The sequence below is a fragment of the uncultured Lutibacter sp. genome (genome assembly GCF_947495725.1).
Lineage (GTDB): Bacteria > Bacteroidota > Bacteroidia > Flavobacteriales > Flavobacteriaceae > Lutibacter.
Genome location: NZ_CANLZZ010000004.1, coordinates 372,734 through 390,742, shown reverse-complemented (window position 1 = coordinate 390,742; position 18,009 = coordinate 372,734). Strand labels below are relative to the sequence as shown.

Annotated in this window: 13 protein-coding genes; 6 read left to right on the top strand and 7 right to left on the bottom strand. The window is 28.8% G+C overall.

Going from position 1 to position 18,009, the window contains the following annotated elements:
* Positions 1–39 precede the first annotated feature (39 nt).
* A complete protein-coding gene (locus Q0776_RS11380) occupies positions 40–2,145 on the bottom strand; it encodes a carboxy terminal-processing peptidase (protein WP_298368246.1) in 2,106 nt (701 codons plus the stop codon).
* 306 nt (positions 2,146–2,451) lie between these two features.
* Here Q0776_RS11380 and surE point away from each other — a divergent pair, with 306 nt between their 5' ends.
* From surE to Q0776_RS11355, 5 genes are all read left to right on the top strand, one after another.
* The gene (gene surE / locus Q0776_RS11375; RefSeq protein ID WP_298368242.1) at positions 2,452–3,216 is read left to right on the top strand and encodes a 5'/3'-nucleotidase SurE; all 765 of its coding nucleotides are present in this window, start codon (positions 2,452–2,454) and stop codon (positions 3,214–3,216) included.
* Positions 3,217–3,229: 13 nt separating this feature from the next.
* Positions 3,230–3,514: a hypothetical protein gene (locus Q0776_RS11370; protein ID WP_298368239.1), complete on the top strand. Its 285-nt coding sequence runs from the start codon at positions 3,230–3,232 to the stop codon at positions 3,512–3,514.
* A gap of 4 nt (positions 3,515–3,518) precedes the next feature.
* Positions 3,519–4,631: a lipid-A-disaccharide synthase gene (gene lpxB, locus Q0776_RS11365; protein ID WP_298368236.1), complete on the top strand. Its 1,113-nt coding sequence runs from the start codon at positions 3,519–3,521 to the stop codon at positions 4,629–4,631.
* Between the two features lie 182 nt (positions 4,632–4,813).
* A complete protein-coding gene (locus tag Q0776_RS11360; RefSeq protein ID WP_298368232.1) occupies positions 4,814–6,334 on the top strand; it encodes a carbon-nitrogen hydrolase family protein in 1,521 nt (506 codons plus the stop codon).
* 15 nt (positions 6,335–6,349) lie between these two features.
* Positions 6,350–6,943 (top strand): DUF502 domain-containing protein, encoded by a 594-nt coding sequence (locus Q0776_RS11355; RefSeq protein WP_298368229.1) that lies wholly within the window; start codon positions 6,350–6,352, stop codon positions 6,941–6,943.
* Between the two features lie 63 nt (positions 6,944–7,006).
* Here the strand turns inward: Q0776_RS11355 and Q0776_RS11350 are convergent, their stop codons facing one another.
* A complete protein-coding gene (locus Q0776_RS11350) occupies positions 7,007–7,894 on the bottom strand; it encodes a hypothetical protein (RefSeq protein WP_298368228.1) in 888 nt (295 codons plus the stop codon).
* Between the two features lie 125 nt (positions 7,895–8,019).
* Between Q0776_RS11350 and Q0776_RS11345 the strand changes: the two genes are divergently transcribed.
* Positions 8,020–10,062, top strand: a complete 2,043-nt coding sequence (locus Q0776_RS11345; protein WP_298368226.1) for a ComEC/Rec2 family competence protein — start codon at positions 8,020–8,022, stop codon at positions 10,060–10,062.
* 10 nt (positions 10,063–10,072) lie between these two features.
* Here the strand turns inward: Q0776_RS11345 and Q0776_RS11340 are convergent, their stop codons facing one another.
* The 5 genes from Q0776_RS11340 to Q0776_RS11320 all read right to left on the bottom strand — a co-directional run bounded on the left by Q0776_RS11340 (position 10,073) and on the right by Q0776_RS11320 (position 18,001).
* Positions 10,073–10,612, bottom strand: coding sequence for a thioredoxin fold domain-containing protein (locus Q0776_RS11340; RefSeq protein WP_298368223.1), 540 nt, complete (start codon positions 10,610–10,612; stop codon positions 10,073–10,075).
* A 75-nt stretch (positions 10,613–10,687) separates the two neighbouring features.
* Complete coding sequence (locus Q0776_RS11335) at positions 10,688–12,697, bottom strand: peptide MFS transporter (RefSeq protein WP_298368221.1); 2,010 nt, start codon at positions 12,695–12,697, stop codon at positions 10,688–10,690.
* Between the two features lie 10 nt (positions 12,698–12,707).
* Positions 12,708–14,192 (bottom strand): MFS transporter, encoded by a 1,485-nt coding sequence (locus Q0776_RS11330; RefSeq protein WP_298368218.1) that lies wholly within the window; start codon positions 14,190–14,192, stop codon positions 12,708–12,710.
* Between the two features lie 100 nt (positions 14,193–14,292).
* A complete protein-coding gene (locus Q0776_RS11325; protein WP_298368215.1) occupies positions 14,293–15,786 on the bottom strand; it encodes a peptide MFS transporter in 1,494 nt (497 codons plus the stop codon).
* A gap of 49 nt (positions 15,787–15,835) precedes the next feature.
* Positions 15,836–18,001, bottom strand: coding sequence for a S9 family peptidase (locus tag Q0776_RS11320; RefSeq protein WP_298368213.1), 2,166 nt, complete (start codon positions 17,999–18,001; stop codon positions 15,836–15,838).
* Positions 18,002–18,009 lie beyond the last annotated feature (8 nt).

The window sequence follows — 18,009 nt, the reverse complement described above, 5'->3', positions numbered from 1 at the left end:
AGTTTAGCTTTACTGATGTAAAGTTACAACTTTTAAAAATTATTTTTTAACTAAATGATGATTTGGTTTCAATTTTAAATCTTCTAAAACATTTAAAGCTTCCGCTACATAAATATCTTTTTTTAAGTTTTTATGCCATGTACTTCTTTTTTCAGTCAAATCAGTATCATTTTTTAAAATTGCTTTTTCGTAAAGCGGAGATTCGAAGGTTAAATTAGTTGTATAATTTTTAATCTCATCAAATTTAGATGATTCATTTTTGTGATACTCTAAATCATTTTTATATGCTTCATAGTTTAGGTAAACTATTGAGTCGTCCTGAGATTTTTTTAGCCATTTAGCATTTTCATCAATTAGTTTAAAATAAGTATTGTTAGCTATTCTTTTCTTACTATTACCTATTACTTCATTAAAATTTGCATAATTATTCCATAAAGCATAGTTCGCTTCCGGAACTTTATCAAATTTAAGAGGATTAGTTAAATCGCGTTCACCTATTTCCATATAAGTATATCTACTTGGTAACATTATATCTGAATGAACACCTTCAAGTTGTGTCGATCCTCCATTTATCCTGTAAAATTTTTGAATAGTAATTTTCAAAGCTCCAATATCTTCTTTTAAATTGTGATATCTATTTAAATCTAAAACGCTTTGTACGGTTCCTTTTCCGTAAGTTTGTTTTCCTCCAATAATAACTGCTCTTTTATAATCTTGCATTGCAGCTGCAAAAATTTCTGAAGCCGAAGCAGATAATTCATTTACTAAAACAACTAGTGGGCCATCCCACTGCATTTTTGGATCAATATCACTTTTAATTTGGGCTTCTTTATCTCTATATTTTACTTGTACAACAGGTCCTTGATTAATAAATAAACCTGTAATTTCAATAGCTGTTTTTAATGATCCTCCTCCGTTATTTCTAAGGTCAACAATTAACCCTTCAACATTTTCTTTTTTTAATCGCTCAATTTCTTGAGCCATATCTGTTGTAGAATTTCTATAATTTTTTTCGTCAAAATCTATGTAAAATTTAGGAAGGTTTATTACACCAAATTTTTTCCCATTTTTATTTACTACGGAAGATTTAACAAATGTTTCTTCTAATTCAATTACATCTCTAATAATAGAAATTACTTTAATTGTACCATCTATTTTCTTAACAGTTAACCTAACTTCCGTACCTTTTTTTCCTTTAATAAATTCAATAGAATGGTCTAAACGCATTCCTACTATATCCAAAGGTTCGCCGTCTCCTTGAGCTACTTTAAGAATTATATCTTCGGCTTCAAGTTCTCCTTGCTTCCAAGCAGGACCTCCAATCACTAATTCACTTACTTTTACATAATCATTTTGCTTTTGGAGTCGTGCTCCAATACCTTCAAGTTTACCCGAAATACTTTGGTCAAAACCTTTTTTCTTTATTGGATCGTAATAATTAGTGTGTGGGTCAAATTCTTCTGAAATACAATTTATATAAGTTGAAAATAAATCGGAATGATCTAATTCTTTCAATCTATTAAAATATTCATCCATATTTTTTAAAGTAGATTCTCTTGCCTCAATTTCAAGTTCTGAAAATGTTTTTATTTTATAATTTTTATCTTTTTTTAGTTTATCATCTTCCTCGTTTACCTTATCATAAACACGTGTTAGAACGCTAAATTTCATCAATTTTTTCCAATGCGAAATTAATTCAAAAGTGTTAGTTGCATATTTGGTTTTTTCATAATCCACATTTAAGGTTTCATCAGACATAAAATCTATTGGATGTGTTAAAATTTCTTTATAATAAGCTTTAGATTCTTCGGTGCGTTCATTAAAACGCTTGTAAACTAAATTAAAAAAAGTAAGGTTTTCTTGTTTTATTTGGTCGTCTATAGCATTTTTGTAAACCGAAAACTCCTCAATGTCAGATTGTAAAAAATACCTTTTGGAAGGATCCAAACTTTCTAAAAATTTAGTGTACACATTTTTAGAAAAATTATCATTTATTTCCTGCGGATGGTAATGCCATTGTGTTAACACATAATTAAGTATTGTAATTAAAGCTTTATCCTTTGGGTCTGTATCTTCTAGCTTTTTAAAGCTAGTTAAAAGCATTATTATTACAAGTATTGGTAATATATATTTTAAGTTTTTCATCAGTATCTTTCTTGTCAAATTATAAGTTAAAACTAGCATTATTACAACTAAAATAATGCCAATATTATATATGAATGTCTAATTTAACCTTTTTTTATAAATATAATATCAGTATTAATATTTTTGTTCAACATTTATCTAAGTGTATTTAAATATCTTATTTGGTAAAATTGAACATTTTAATTAGGCAATTATTACACGTACAATAATAATTAAAATTGAAGTAGACTTATACTTATAAAATGTTAAAGTTTAATTTATTTAAACCAAATAAATTGTAGTAGCTTTGCTGTTTAATTCAAAGTTATGAAGAAAAAACCTTTAATTTTAGTTACAAATGATGATGGAATTACTGCACCTGGAATAAGGACTTTAATTTCTGTTATGAATGAAATTGGTGATGTTGTTGTTGTTGCTCCCGAAGGTCCACAAAGTGGTATGGGACATGCTGTTACCATTGACGATGCGTTGTATTGCGATGCAATTAAAATAGATGATGGTCCACAAAAAGAATACAATTCATCTGGAACTCCGGCCGATTGTGTAAAGCTGGCAGTAAGTGAAATTTTAGATAGAAAACCAGACTTATGTGTTTCAGGAATCAATCATGGATCCAACTCATCAATCAACGTTATTTATTCTGGAACAATGAGTGCAGCTGTTGAGGCTGGTGTAGAAGGAATTCCTGCTATTGGATTTTCATTATTAGATTATTCATGGAATGCCAATTTTAAACCTTTAAAAAAATATATCAAACAAATTACACTAAGTGTTATTGAAAATAAATTGCCCGAAGGAGTGGTTTTAAATGTTAATTTTCCAAAATGTGAAACATTTAATGGAATTAAGGTGTGCAGACAGGCCCGGGCAAATTGGGTTGAAGAATTTGATAAAAGGAAAAACCCAAGAGGTAGAGAATATTATTGGTTAACTGGGAAATTTGTTAATAAAGATGAAGGAGAAGATACAGACGAGTGGGCATTGGCAAATAATTATATTTCTGTTGTTCCGGTGCAATTCGATTTAACCGCGCATAGTTTTATTAAAAAATTAAATAGCTGGGATTTATAAAAAAAATTTCAATATGAAAAAAGAAATTCTTATTGGTTTTTTAGTGGCTTTGGCTGCCACATTTTTTGGTGTGTTTATTTTTATTGAATTCTTTTCTAATTATGATTTTTATACAAGTATTGATTTAATAATAGAAGGAGGGTTGCAAGGTAAGGTTTTGGTTTTAGGAGCTATAGCTAACTTTTTTGTTTTTTTTATATTTTTAAAAAAGAAACAAGTTTATAGAGCTAGAGGAGTTTTATTAGAAACTTTTGTTATAGCTTTTTTTGTTTTGTTGTTAACGTTATTTACAAAATAAGGATATGAAATATTATATTATTTCTGGAGAGGCATCAGGTGATTTACATGGTTCTAATTTAATGAAAGCTTTATTGAAGAAAGATCCTAAAGCTGATATTAGATTTTGGGGAGGTGACTTAATGCAGCAAGTAGGAGGTGAGCTTGTGTTACACTACAAAGAAAGAGCTTTTATGGGGTTTGCCGAGGTAATAACAAACCTTTCAAAAATTTTCGGATTTATAAAATTTTGTAAAAAAGATATACTTCAGTTTAATCCAGATAAAATTATTTTTATTGATAATTCAGGTTTTAACTTACGAATTGCAAAATGGGCAAAACTAAATAAATTTAGAACTATTTATTATATATCTCCTCAAGTTTGGGCAAGCAGGTCTGGAAGAGTTAAAGCAATAAAACGAGATATTGATGAAATGTACGTGATTTTACCTTTTGTAAAAGATTTTTATAAAAAGTATGATTTCGATGTTAAATTTGTTGGTCACCCACTGTTAGATGCTATTTCTAATCGAAAGAAAGTTCAAGAAGAAGATTTCAAAAAACAATTTCAATTATCAGATAAACCAATAATAGCATTATTACCAGGAAGCAGAAAGCAGGAGATCAAAAAAATGCTTTCTATTATGCTAAAAATGGCTGAAAAATTTAAAGATTATCAATTTGTTATTGCTGGAGCTCCTAGTCAGGATTTTGATTTTTACAAACAATTTATAAATAAAGAGAATGTACAATTTATAAGTAACAGAACATATGACTTGCTTTCTGTTTCCTATGCTGCATTGGTAACTTCTGGTACGGCAACTTTAGAAACAGCATTATTAAAAGTTCCAGAAGTTGTTTGTTATAAAACAAGTTGGTTATCTTATCAAATAGGAAAGCGATTAATTGATTTAAAATTTATTTCATTAGTAAATTTAATAATGGAGAAAGAAGTGGTTAAAGAGCTAATTCAAGAAGATTTTAATGAAGTTAATTTGCAAAAAGAACTTGATAAAATACTTAATGGACAGGAGCGTTCAAAAATGTTTTTAGAATATTTTGAACTTGAGAAAAAATTAGGAGGTGTAGGAGCTTCAGAAAAAACAGCTGAATACATCATAAATAAGCTTCAAAATTAATTAAAAGTTGCCAACTTTAAGATGAGTTTTATAAAGTAATGTTTTTAATGTGTAGTTATAAGGTTGAAAATCAAAGTTCTATAACGCTTTAAAAAAAGTGTTGATGCATTAAATATTTTAACCAACAATCAATTATTTTATTACATTTACCCTGTTAAATTAAATTTTTAACAGTAAGTTTCATGAAAGATATAGAAAATATTGAGTTAACGTATTTAAAAATTGAAGACTATAAAGAGCTGAAGGCAGCCATGATAGATTCATATACAACAATGCCAGATTCTTTTTGGAAGGAATCTCAAATTGCTTCGTTAATTGACAGGTTTCCAGATGGTCAGGTGGTAATAAAAATCAACGACCAAATTGCAGGCTGTGCTTTATCATTAATTGTTGATTATAAGAGTTTTGATGATCATCATACCTACAAAGAAATTACAGGGAATTATACTTTTAGTACACATACTGACGATGGAGATGTGTTATATGGAATTGATGTTTTTATAAAACCACAATATCGAGGTTTAAGACTGGGAAGGAGATTATATGATTACAGAAAAGAACTGTGTGAACGATTAAACTTAAGAGGCGTAGCTTTTGGTGGTAGAATTCCAAATTATCATAAATATTCAGACACGTTATCACCAAAAGATTATATAGCAAAAGTTAGAAGAAAAGAAATTCACGATCCGGTATTAAATTTTCAGGTCTCTAATGATTTTCATCCAAGCAAAGTATTGAAAAATTACTTGGAAGGAGATGAGGCTTCTAATGATTATGCTGTTTTATTGGAATGGGACAATATCTATTATGAAAAAAAATCTAAAAAAGCATCAGTAATTAAAAAAGTTGTGCGTTTAGGTTTAATTCAATGGCAAATGAGGCCATATAAAGATTTGGAAGAATTAATGACACAGGCAGAATTTTTTGTGGATGCCGTTTCTGGTTATCGATCAGATTTCGCACTGTTTCCAGAGTTTTTTAATGCTCCGTTAATGGCAAAAAATAACCATTTAACTGAAGCGGAAGCTATTCGAGAATTAGCAAAAGAAACAGAAGAAATAGTTAAGCAATTCTCACAATTATCGATTTCGTATAATATAAATATAATTACCGGAAGTATGCCAGAAATGCAAGAAGGTAAGTTATATAATGTTGGATATTTATGTAGAAGAGATGGATCTGTAGAACGTTATGAAAAATTACACGTAACACCTGATGAAGCAAGAGTTTGGGGATTACAAAAAGGTCATGAATTAAAAAGTTTTGATACAGATTGTGGAAAAATAGGTATTTTAATTTGTTACGATTCTGAATTTCCAGAATTAAGTAGAATTTTAGCCGATGAAGGAATGGATATTCTATTTGTACCATTTTTAACCGATACACAAAATGGCTATTCAAGGGTAAGAAATTGTTCACAAGCACGTGCTATTGAAAATGAGTGTTATGTAGCTATTGCTGGTAGTGTTGGAAACTTACCGAAAGTTCAAAATATGGATATTCAGTATGCACAATCAATGGTTTTTACCCCTTGTGATTTTGCTTTTCCCGCCAATGGAATTAAAGCCGAAGCCACACCAAATTCGGAAATGATTTTAATTGCAGATGTAGATATTGATCTATTGAGACAATTACATCAATTTGGTAGTGTTAGAAATTTAAAAGACAGACGTAGAGATTTATACGATGTAAGAAAGTTATAATTTAAAATTATTTAAATGTTTAAAAAACTATTAAATTACACTATACAAGGAATTTTGTATCTCGCTCCAATAAGTGTAACTGTATATATTATGTATTCAGTTTTTAACTTAATCGACGATTTTTCAAAAAATTTAATAGCACGTTTTTTCGACATTTCAATTCCGGGAATTGGAATTTTAAGTTTGGTGTTGTTTTTAATTTTAATTGGATTTCTTGGTCAAACGTTAATTGCTAAACCCTTAAAACAAGTTACTAGAAGTATTATTGAAAAAATACCTATACTAAATTTTATTTATAAAGCATTAAATGATTTGTTCGCTGCTTTTATTGGGAAAGAAAAAAAGTTTAGTAAACCAGTTTTGGTAAAAGTAAACTTGAATAGCGATTTAGAAAAACTGGGTTTTATTACTGAAGAAAGTTTAAATTTTTTAGATGAGCCTGGAAAAGTTGCTGTTTATTTTCCACATTCGTACAATTTTTCAGGTGAGTTATTTATTGTACCAAGAGAAAATATAAAGCCATTAAAGGCAAACTCAAGTGAAGTTATGAAATTTATAGTTTCGGCAGGTTTAACGAGTGTTTCAGATAATAAAAAAGAAACTAAATAAGAAAACTCTGAAATGAATTAACATTTCAGAGTTTTTAATTGAACAAAATAAATAAATAAAAAATTAGTTGCAAATTGCCTCGAGAGTATCTTCAATATCTCCAGGAGTACTCATTATTTTCATAAAAGTTCCCATAGTTAATTCAGGCCAATGTAAGGCTATTCTATATTTTCCGTGGAGCATAGTTGCTTTATTTCCTTGTAAAATAATTTCATAGGGTAAGGCGGCAACATGGTCTTCACCAATTTTGGGTAAAAAATACGATTCACCATCACTAGTGCTTTTTAATCCAACTCCAAATACTGCTACTTTTTGGTTTGTATATATTAATTTGTAAACACCAACCGTACTACCTTTGTTAGCTGAAAGGTTTGCTTCAATTGTTTTTAAACCTTCTTCGAAAGAAGAATATTCATTTAAAGTTACTGGATCAGTAAAGTAAGGCATCATAATTTTATAATGGTATTTTTTAAGCTTATCAGCTTTTATAGATCCACCAAAAGGTTTAAAGTCTTTCCCTATAGAGGTAAGTGCAGTTTTTAAATCACTGCTAAATTTTGTAAAAACGGCTTTGTAAGAGTTATAATTGTCTCCAAGATATGCACGTAAAATATAATCTGGATTTGTGTATGAAATGGCAACTTGGCCATCTTTTTTAACTAAACCAATTTTAAAAGTTGCAGCTAATGCACCTCTGTCTTTTACCTTAATTACTGTGTTTTTTAGATTTTGGTTTGTAAAAGCAATTACTTTTAGCGATTTTTTGTTTGAAGGATTATAGGTTCCTAAAATTTCAAAAGAATTAGTTTTTAGTGCATCAATAATTTTTTTTGAAATTTGGTCAATACTTTCTGAAGTTTCAGAAACTTTAATATATGGTGAAATATCTTGAGCAAATGAATTGAAGCCTATTAATAAAACTATTAAATATTTAAGTAATGAGTTTTTCATATTTGTTTAATTATAATAATATATAAAGCTAATTGATATAGCTGCAAAGTATTATGATATAAGTCATTACGTAACTATTGTTACTTTAAATAAGTATAAAATATTTTTTGTAGCTTTATCAAGCTATGATTAAGTTTTTAAAGTTTGTTCCAGTTCAACTAACTTTCTTTTTAACTTTTGGTATTTTAGTTGGACACTTTTTCTCAATTAAACCTTCCGTCTTAATTGCAATAAATGCAGTGCTTTTTATTATTTTAAGTATTGTGTTTGTTATTTCTTTTATATTACATAAACAACATGTCATATTTAGAATCTTGGCTTATTTCGTATGCATATTGGTTGGAGTAACTTCAATTACGTTAAATACTCAAATTAATAAAAAACTCCATTATTCTAATTTCACTAGTTTTAACAATTACAAAGCTAAAACAAGTACCTTATATTTTCGAGAAGTATTAAAACCATCTAAAAATTATAACAAGTTTAAAGCTAAGGTTATTAATTTTGAAGGAAACAAAAGTATTGGAAATGTTATAGTTAGTATTAAAAAAGATAGTATTGTTAATACGTTGGAGGTTGACGATGTAATTCTTATAAATGGAATATTTAACCAAATTAACTCGCCTTTAAACCCACATGCTTTTGACTACAAAAAATATTTAGCAAATAATCAAATTCATCATCAGGTTTTTATTTCAAAAAATAAATTTATACACCTTCCAAATAAGATTTCATCAATTAAAGGTTGGGCAGCTGAATTTAGAGAAAAAATAAATAAATCATTAGTAAAGTATGGTTTTAAAGAAAATGAACTGGCAGTTGTTAATGCTCTTTTACTTGGGCAAAGACAATTAATTTCTGAAGATTTAATAAATAGTTATGCCGATGCTGGAGCCATCCATATATTGGCCGTTTCGGGTTTACACGTAGGAATTATTCTTATTATATTAACGTTTTTTTTTAAGCCATTTCATAAGTTTAAAAACGGTAAATTAATTTCAAGTATTTTAATTGTTATTTTGTTGTGGTTGTTTGCAATTATTGCAGGATTATCACCATCTGTAGTTAGAGCTGTTACAATGTTTACCGCATTATCCATTGGAATGCATCTTAATAAACCTACAAATACCTATAACACTTTAGTTATATCAATGTTTTTTTTGTTACTAATTAATCCTAACTTTCTATTTGAAGTAGGATTTCAATTAAGCTATTTGGCTGTATTTTCAATAATATGGATTCAGCCGAAAATTTATAATTTAATAATTCCAAAATTTTGGATTGTTAGAAAAGCATGGCAATTATTAACTGTTTCTTTTGCAGCACAACTAGGTGTTTTGCCATTGAGTATTTTTTATTTTCATCAATTTCCAGGATTGTTTTTTATTTCTAATTTGGTAATTATTCCATTTTTAGGATTTATTTTAACATATGGTGTTTTTCTAATTGCGCTAGCATTATTTAATGCTTTACCTCAATTTTTAGCAGATATTTTTATATACATTATTAAATTGATGAATGGTTTTGTTAGTTGGGTTGGTAGTCAACGTTTTTTTATTCTTGAAGACATTGGAATTTCCTTTTTATTTATGTTGCTTACCTACGGGTTAATTGTTTCATTTTTTAAATGGACCGAAAATAAGGTGTTTTATAGATTGTTTGTTTTTTTAATTATAATGATTGCTATTCAAAGCGTTTCAATAATTGAAAAAAGACAAATAGAATCAACTAATGAATTTATTCTTTTTAATGAAAACAGAACTAGTTTAATAGCAAATAGAAAAGGAAAACAATTAACAGTTTATTCAGCATACGATTCTATAAATAAGTTATATAGTTTTAACCCTTATTTATTAAATACAGGATTAATTAAAAGTTTTAAAGTTAAAGAGACAAAAAATCTATTTAAATTAAATAATGAATCAATTTTAATAGTAGATAGTTTAGGGATTTACAAGTTTAAATCTATAAAACCAACAATAATAATTTTACAAAATTCTCCTAAAATAAATTTAGAAAGACTTATTAAATTACATAAACCTAAATTGGTAGTTGCCGATGCTTCAAATTATAAATATTATATAAATAAGTGGGATAATACATGTACTAAAAAGAAAACTCCTTTTTACAATACTATGCAAAAAGGAGCTTTTTTTATTAAATATTAATTAAATAATATTAATCGTTAAACTCATAAGTGAAATTTTCTTGATAGTTTTCCCAATCACCTTGAGCTGTAATTTTTTTATAATCATCCGTTTTAAACAATTTTAAATATAGTTCCAATTGTTTTGGAGTTTTATATCCAGGCAATGGAGTGATAAAATTTGCGTCCTCATCTAAGAAAAGCAAAGTTGGATATGCTCTAATACTAAAATGGTTCGATAACTCATGTGGGCTATTTCTTCCTGAACTTTTTGGGTTAAAATTTGGATTTGTAAACGTATTTCCTTTAAAATTAATTGTTTCGTTTCCTTCCGCATTAAACTTAACGGCATAGTAGTTTTCGTTTACATATTTTACAACATCTTTATTTTGAAAAGTGTTTTTATCAAGCATTTTACATGGGCCACACCAAACGGTATATGCATCAACAAATATTTTTTTAGGCGTTTCTTTTTGAGCCATTATAGCCTCTTCAAAACTCATCCAGTTAATTTTTTGAGCAGAAACTGTTAAGCTAAATAATGTAATTGTAAGTAATATTATTTTTTTCATTTTAATCAGTAGTTTTATATTGTATCGTTTGCTTTGACGCAAAAACGTTGCCAAAATTACAATTATTCTTTAAATTTATTTTACACCGTGCATTAATTTCTTTAAAACCGGACTTAATAACAAAGCAATTCCACCAATAACAATTGGCACAAAAGTGAAAATTAAGAAGAACGTAGAAATATCATATTTAGTTGTAACATCATCAATCATTGCTCCCATTTTTCCTGAAGCTTTATTACCAATTGCTAATGCCAAATACCAAACTCCAAACATAAATGCAATCATACGAGGTGGAACTAATTTACTAACATATGAAAGTCCAACCGGTGAAACGCACAATTCGCCCAAAGTATGAAATAAATAAGCCAAAACAAGCCAAACCATACTTACGGAAGCTGTTTTTGCTCCCTGAGGAATTCCATTTGCTCCGTAAGCTAAAAATGCAAAACCTATTCCTAAAAAGAATAGTCCAATAGCATATTTTGATGCAGGAGCAGGGTTGTACTTACTTTCCCACCATTTAGAAAACAATGGAGCGAAAGCAATTATAAATAATGAATTTAAAATTAAAAACCAGGTAGCTGGAATCTGAATTTCGTTGTCTTTTTTCCGTATAACAGAAGCCTTAATTGTTGTTGGAATTGCATTAGCTTGCTCTTCTGAAAGGTATTTAAAATTAACACCTTTTTTATCAATATCAATAATTGATATTTCTGCATCTGTTTTAAATTCAGAAGAAGAACGAACAACTGCAATAGAATTACTTACAATGGCATTTTTAGGAACCGTAGTGTTTTCTGTAATAATAACAGGTTTTTTATCAGTTTCAGCCATTTTATAACTAGGGTAGCTAATTTCGTAAGAATAAGTGTTGAAGTTATTATAAATTTTCCAACCTACAATTGCCCATATTAATACAAAGCTAAATCCTAAAATTAAATTAGATACAAGGTACTTTTTAAAGGTTTGACGAAATAGTAAGAAAAGCACCCAAGTAATTAATGCAATTGGAACTACAGTAATAATTACATCTACAATATTAAAAATAAGAGCCGAATTTCCCGATAATATTCTACTTGTATAATCTTTAGCAAAAATACTCATAGAACCTCCAGCTTGCTCAAAAGATGCCCAAAAGAAAATAATAAAGAAAGCAATAATTACAACTGCAATCATTTTATCACGGGTAATTTTACTATATCTTACAATTCTTGATCCTATTAAATATAAAAATAATAGCAATGTTATTGAAATAGTTTGTCCGGAATAGTCAACTCCTCCAAACTCTAAAAAATTAACACTTCCAATTTTTGATAAAGGATCATTTATAACCCAAATTAAACCTAACGTGGCAATTATTGCAATTAAAACTTTATCAATAAGTTTAAATGGATTTAATTTATCTTCAATTTCAGTGTGGTCATCAGTTTCAATAGTTTTATTTACCTTATTGGGTTTGCTTCCGGCATCACCAAATATTCCTTGAGCTAATGTAAATTGTAATAAACCAAGCAACATAAAAATACCAGCTAAACCAAAACCCCAGCTCCATCCTAAAATTTCTCCTAAATAACCACAAAGCATAATTCCAAGAAAAGCTCCTGCATTTACACCCATATAAAAAATAGTGTAAGCACCATCTTTCTTTTCAGGAAAATCTTTATATAAAATTGAAATGAATGAACTCATGTTTGGTTTAAAAAAACCAGTTCCAAGTACTAATAAAAGTAATCCTAAATACAAGAAAAAAGGAGTTTCTATAGCCATGCTAGCGTGACCAAAAGTCATTATTAAAGCTCCAATAATAATAGCTTTTCTATTACCTAGATATTTGTCTGCGAGTGTTCCACCAATAATTGGTGTTAAATATAGCAGCGCTAAATATGTACCATAGAGTGCTAATGCGTTTTCACGAGGCCAATCCCAACCACCAATTCCTAAAGAACTAACTAAAAATAATACTAATAAGGCTCTCATTCCATAGAATGAAAAGCGCTCCCACATTTCAGTGAAAAATAAAACAAAAAGCCCTGATGGATGCCCTAAAACTTGTGTCTCGAAAAATTCGTTATGATTTTTACTCATTTTAAAAATATTAGTTTGATCCAGCTTTTTTTAACTGTTTTTTAATAACATAATCATAAATAACTAGCCCAATAATTGTTGATAATCCTATAGCAGCAATAACATACCAAATATTACCAGGATGATACATTTCCCAAATATGATTTGTCATTTGATCCTGGCTCATTTGTAATTTAGATGCAGCTTCTTGGTAAAACTGATTTTTTGTATATGCTTCACTAATTTCTGGTAATTCAATATTTTTTGAAGTCAATTCTCTTCTTATTAAACTAACTTTATCGGACAGATTTTGATATAAATCTCCTGTAATCCATTTGGTTAGTAGGTTTGCAAAGGCAATAGGTAAAAAATAAGTCCCCATGTATAGAGCTTCTTTTCCTTTAGGTGAAATTTTAGCTATATAATCAGAAAATTTTGGATTGGAAGTCATTTCTCCAATTGCAAAAATTAAAATACCAAATATTGTAAAGAATACATTTGATGTGTAAAAAGATAAGGCAATACCAATAACTGCAATAAAAATCCCAGTCATCATAGCGTTAATTGGTTTCCATTTTAATATTATTGTCGAAACAATCATTTGTAAAATAACGATAAAAAACGCATCAAGATTTACCACCATTTCAGGGTTAATTCCTCCGTGTTTATTTTTGAAAAATTCAGCAATCCAAGGTGTATAGTTCGATAAGGTATCGTAAAGAGGTTTTGTATTTACCCATTCTTCAATAAATACAGGCAACGTGTAAAACAATTGATTAAACATTAACCAAAACCCAACCATTATAATAAGCAACAAGGTCAATTTCATATCCGACAGAGCTTCTAAAATATTTTTTAATGACTTAATAATAGTTTCGCCTAATGAATCTTCATTTTTCTCTCTGTTTGGTTCTTTGAAAAAGAAAACTACAATTATTAAGTTTATAGCAATTGCCACAGCAGCCATAATAAATACAATTTTCCAACCATATTGATCTCTTAATTTTGCAGAAAACAGAGGTCCAAAAAAACCTCCAATATTTACCATCATATAAAACACTCCAAAGCCAAAAGATGAATTTCGTTCATCTGTAGATTTGGTTACAATAGCTGAAGCAACAGGTTTAAACATTGCTGCACCAACAGCAACAATTAAAAACAGCAAAAAAACAGAGGAGTAAGAAGTAACTTCTCCCATAAAATAATAACCTATACCTAGTAATAGATAAGCAATAATTAGAGATAGCTTATAGCCAATTTTATCAGAAATTGCTCCTGTAATAATGGGTAGTAAATATAAAATAAAGGTTACATAAGACATAATTTCACCCCTTTCGATATGAGTAAAACCTAAAGCGCCTTCATCAGTTGAACCGGTTAAATATAATGCTAAAACAGCAAATAAACCATACCAAGCCCAACGTTCAAATAATTCCATTGCACTTGCAATCCAAAAAGGTTGAGTGAACGATTTCAACAACCCAATAAAACCTAAATCTTGTTTTTCTGTACTCATTATTTTTAATTTTTTAAAATGGAACTATATTATCTAAAAAGCTCAAGTATTGAATACCTGAGCTTTTAATATATTATTTAATTTTAGTTGTTTTCATATCTTAGTGAATACCTTTCATTGCCTTGTTTAAGAAAGGAGAAAGTACTACTAAGCAAATACCCGAACCTAGCATTAGCATTGTAATAAAAGGGTATAATTGAAAATCATATTTATGCAAAATACTTTCTAGCATCCCGGCTAAATAGTTACCTGCAGCAAAACTTGCCATCCATAATCCCATAACTACAGAAACTAATTTCTTAGGAGCTAATTTTGTAATCATTGAAAGACCTATAGGAGACAACATTAATTCACCTAATGTTAATACAACATAAACTACAACTAACCACCAAGGAGAAACAAGTGTACCTCCTTCTGCTGCATTACTTGCTTGTGTCATTATCCAAAATGCAAAAGCACCTAAAAATAATCCAATTGCAAATTTGATTGGTGTTCTTGGGTTGAATTTCATGGCATCCAATTTTAACCACATAACTGAAAATATTGGAGCGAAAATTAAAATTGCAATAGGGTTTACATTTTGAAACCAAGTAGCTGGGACATCCCATCCAAAAATAAGTCTATCGGTGTTTTCTTTTGCAAATAAATTCATTGTACCACCAGCCTGTTCAAACCCTGCCCAAAAAGCAATATTAAAAAAGGCAAGTACTAAAATTACAATCATTCTACTCCATTCTGAGGATCCATTTGTACCTTTAAAAATTACATAACCCAAACCTATAATACCAACTGCAAAACCTACATAAGTTATTATACTTGTAACATTGTCAGGTAATAATCCCCAAATAAATATGATTAATAATGTAGTTAAAACTAAAGCTATGGAATAAATTACAATATCGCGCCAGTCTTTTCCGTCTAAAACAAATTTATCTTCTGGTGAATTTGGTGGTAACCCTTTTTGTTCTAGAGAATGTTCTCTCATTTTTAACCAAAGAACACCTACAATCATTCCAATACTTGCAGCTAAATATCCATATCCCCATGAAACATTTTCACCTAAGGCTCCAGCAATAAAAGGCCCTAAAATAGCCCCCAAATTTATTCCCATATAGAATATATTAAATGCAGAATCTTTTCTTGGGTCATTATCATCATAAAAATCACCAACAATTGTTGAAATATTTGGTTTAAAGAATCCATTTCCAATAATTAAAACACCTAAGCCAAAATTAAATATAAAAAGACGTGTTTCGGCGTCTAACGAACTTGATAAAAAAGCACTGGCGGCTAATAAGGATTGTCCTACAGCCATTACAAGCCCTCCAATATAAACTGTTTTTCGTTTTCCAAGAAAATTATCAGCTACCCAACCACCTAGAATAGGTGTTAAGTAAACTAATCCTGTAAAAATTGCATATAACGTTAAAGATTCTTCTCTATTTAATCCAAATCCGCCATTTGCTAATTCTGCTGTAAGATATAAAGTAAGCAATGCACGCATTCCATAATAACTAAATCTTTCCCACATTTCTGTAGCAAATAGTGTATAGAGTGCTTTAGGATGTCCTTTTTTTATTGTTTCGTTAGTCATTATTTTTAAAATTTAATGTTGGTTGTAAAGTTATTTATAATTTTAAAACTTAGTTTTTATTTTTTAAATTTTGCTGGATAAATTTAGTCATTTTATTATAAAGATGTAATCGGGTATTTTTACCTCTGTAAATTCCATGTGTTCTGTCTGGATAAATAGCCTGTTCAAAAGGTTTATTAGCTTCAATTAATGCATTTGTTAAGCGCATTGTATTTTGAATATGAACATTGTCGTCTCCACTTCCGTGCACCAATAAAAAGTTTCCTTCTAATAGAGAAGCAAAGTTTAAAGGTGAATTTTCATCATATCCAGAAGGGTTTTCTTGAGGTGTTTGCATATAACGTTCTGTGTAAACGCTATCGTAAAATCTCCAGCTTGTAACGGGTGCAACGGCAATTGCCATTTTAAATACATCCTTTCCTTTTAATAAACAATTGCTAGACATAAAACCTCCATAACTCCAACCCCATATACCAATACAATTTTCATCGATGTAGTCTAATTGTGCCAATTTTTTTACAGAATCAATTTGGTCTTGAACTTCGTATTTACCTAATTCTTTATAAGTTACTTTTTTAAAATCACGACCTTTAAAACCAGTTCCTCTTACATCTATACAAACTACAATGTAACCTTTTTGAGCTAGATGGTGATACCAATAATCATTATAACCATTCCAACTATTGCTTACAGATTGAGAACCTGGCCCCGAATATTGAGTTATTAATAAAGGGTATTTATTATTAGAGTTAAAACTAACTGGTTTTATCATCCAAGAATTAAATGATCCGTTTTCAGTTTCTATCGTAAAGAATTCTTTTTTAGAAAGATTATAGTTTTTTAATTTATTGGCTAATTGATTGTTGTTTAAAACTTCTTTTAACAGCTCACCTTTTTTATTGTGTAAAGTGTAAATTGTAGGTGTGTTAACATCAGAAAAAGTATTGATAAAATAATCTAAATTTTTACTAAATGAAGCAGAATTAGTTCCAGAAGCATTACTTAAACGTTTTTTGTTTTTTCCATTAAAACCAATTGAATAAACGGTTCTGTTTATGGAGCCATTTTCAGTACTTTGGTAAAAAATGGTTTTACTTTTTTCATTAACGCCATAAAAATCGGTTACTTCCCATAACCCTTTAGTTATCTGATTTTTTAATGTTCCTTCTTTAGAATAATGATAAATATGATTGAAACCATCTTTTTCGCTTGTCCAAATAAAGCTGTTGTCCTCTAAAAAAGTAAAGTTGTCATGAATATCAACATAGGCTTTATCAGTTTCATTTAATACAACATTGGTTGTGCCTGTTGAAGTATTTATAAAAAATAAATTTAAACTATTTTGGTGACGGTTTAAGGTAATTGCACTTAATGTTTCAGTATTTTTTGTCCACTTAATTCGCGGTATGTATTCGTAACTGCCTAAATCCACTTTTGAAGTCTTGTTAACTGCAGTATTGTAAATATGAAGTGTAACAATAGAATTTTTTTCACCAGCTTTTGGATATTTAAAAACCTGTTGAGTTGGGTATAAATTATTTCCAACAATATCCATTGAAAATGTTGGCACTTTTGTTTCATCAAAACGTAAAAAAGCTAAATGTTTACTATCATTACTCCATTCAAAGGCTCTTACAAAACTAAATTCTTCTTCATAAACCCAATCACAAATTCCATTTATAATTTTATTTTTTTTACCGTCTGTTGTAACCTGAATTAATTCCTTAGTTTCTAAATTTTTAATATAGATGTTATTGTTTTTTACAAAGGCTATTTTTTTACTATCGGGAGAAAAAATTGGTTCTTGAATTTTTTCATCGTCAATAATTGTTACACTTTTAGAATTTAAATCATACACAAAATAATTACCTAATGTTGAATGTCTGTAAATTGGTTCAATAGCTACACCTAAAAGTAGTTTAGTTTCATTTTGATTAAAATTATAAGTTTCAAAATAGCGCAATTCGGATAAATTTTTACTATCAACAACCGTTTCAATTTTTTCAAGAGTTTTGTAACTATATTTGTCAACACTTATACTTTTAGTGTTTTCATTAAAATTTAGAAGACTATAGAAATCCCCATTCATGGAGTTTAATTCATTCATTCCTTGGGTTCTAAAAGCACCACTCCAAATTTCTTCTAGGGTAATATCTTTTTTTTGTGCTGAAACTAAAGTTGTTACAGCAAAAAAAAGAAAAATAATTTTTTTCATAAATTGTA

Coding starts and splice junctions, on each gene's coding strand:
- Q0776_RS11380 (WP_298368246.1), bottom strand. CDS start 2,145: ATGAAAAACTTAAAATATATATTACCAATACTTGTAATAATAATGCTT.
- surE (WP_298368242.1), top strand. CDS start 2,452: ATGAAGAAAAAACCTTTAATTTTAGTTACAAATGATGATGGAATTACT.
- Q0776_RS11370 (WP_298368239.1), top strand. CDS start 3,230: ATGAAAAAAGAAATTCTTATTGGTTTTTTAGTGGCTTTGGCTGCCACA.
- lpxB (WP_298368236.1), top strand. CDS start 3,519: ATGAAATATTATATTATTTCTGGAGAGGCATCAGGTGATTTACATGGT.
- Q0776_RS11360 (WP_298368232.1), top strand. CDS start 4,814: ATGAAAGATATAGAAAATATTGAGTTAACGTATTTAAAAATTGAAGAC.
- Q0776_RS11355 (WP_298368229.1), top strand. CDS start 6,350: ATGTTTAAAAAACTATTAAATTACACTATACAAGGAATTTTGTATCTC.
- Q0776_RS11350 (WP_298368228.1), bottom strand. CDS start 7,894: ATGAAAAACTCATTACTTAAATATTTAATAGTTTTATTAATAGGCTTC.
- Q0776_RS11345 (WP_298368226.1), top strand. CDS start 8,020: ATGATTAAGTTTTTAAAGTTTGTTCCAGTTCAACTAACTTTCTTTTTA.
- Q0776_RS11340 (WP_298368223.1), bottom strand. CDS start 10,612: ATGAAAAAAATAATATTACTTACAATTACATTATTTAGCTTAACAGTT.
- Q0776_RS11335 (WP_298368221.1), bottom strand. CDS start 12,697: ATGAGTAAAAATCATAACGAATTTTTCGAGACACAAGTTTTAGGGCAT.
- Q0776_RS11330 (WP_298368218.1), bottom strand. CDS start 14,192: ATGAGTACAGAAAAACAAGATTTAGGTTTTATTGGGTTGTTGAAATCG.
- Q0776_RS11325 (WP_298368215.1), bottom strand. CDS start 15,786: ATGACTAACGAAACAATAAAAAAAGGACATCCTAAAGCACTCTATACA.
- Q0776_RS11320 (WP_298368213.1), bottom strand. CDS start 18,001: ATGAAAAAAATTATTTTTCTTTTTTTTGCTGTAACAACTTTAGTTTCA.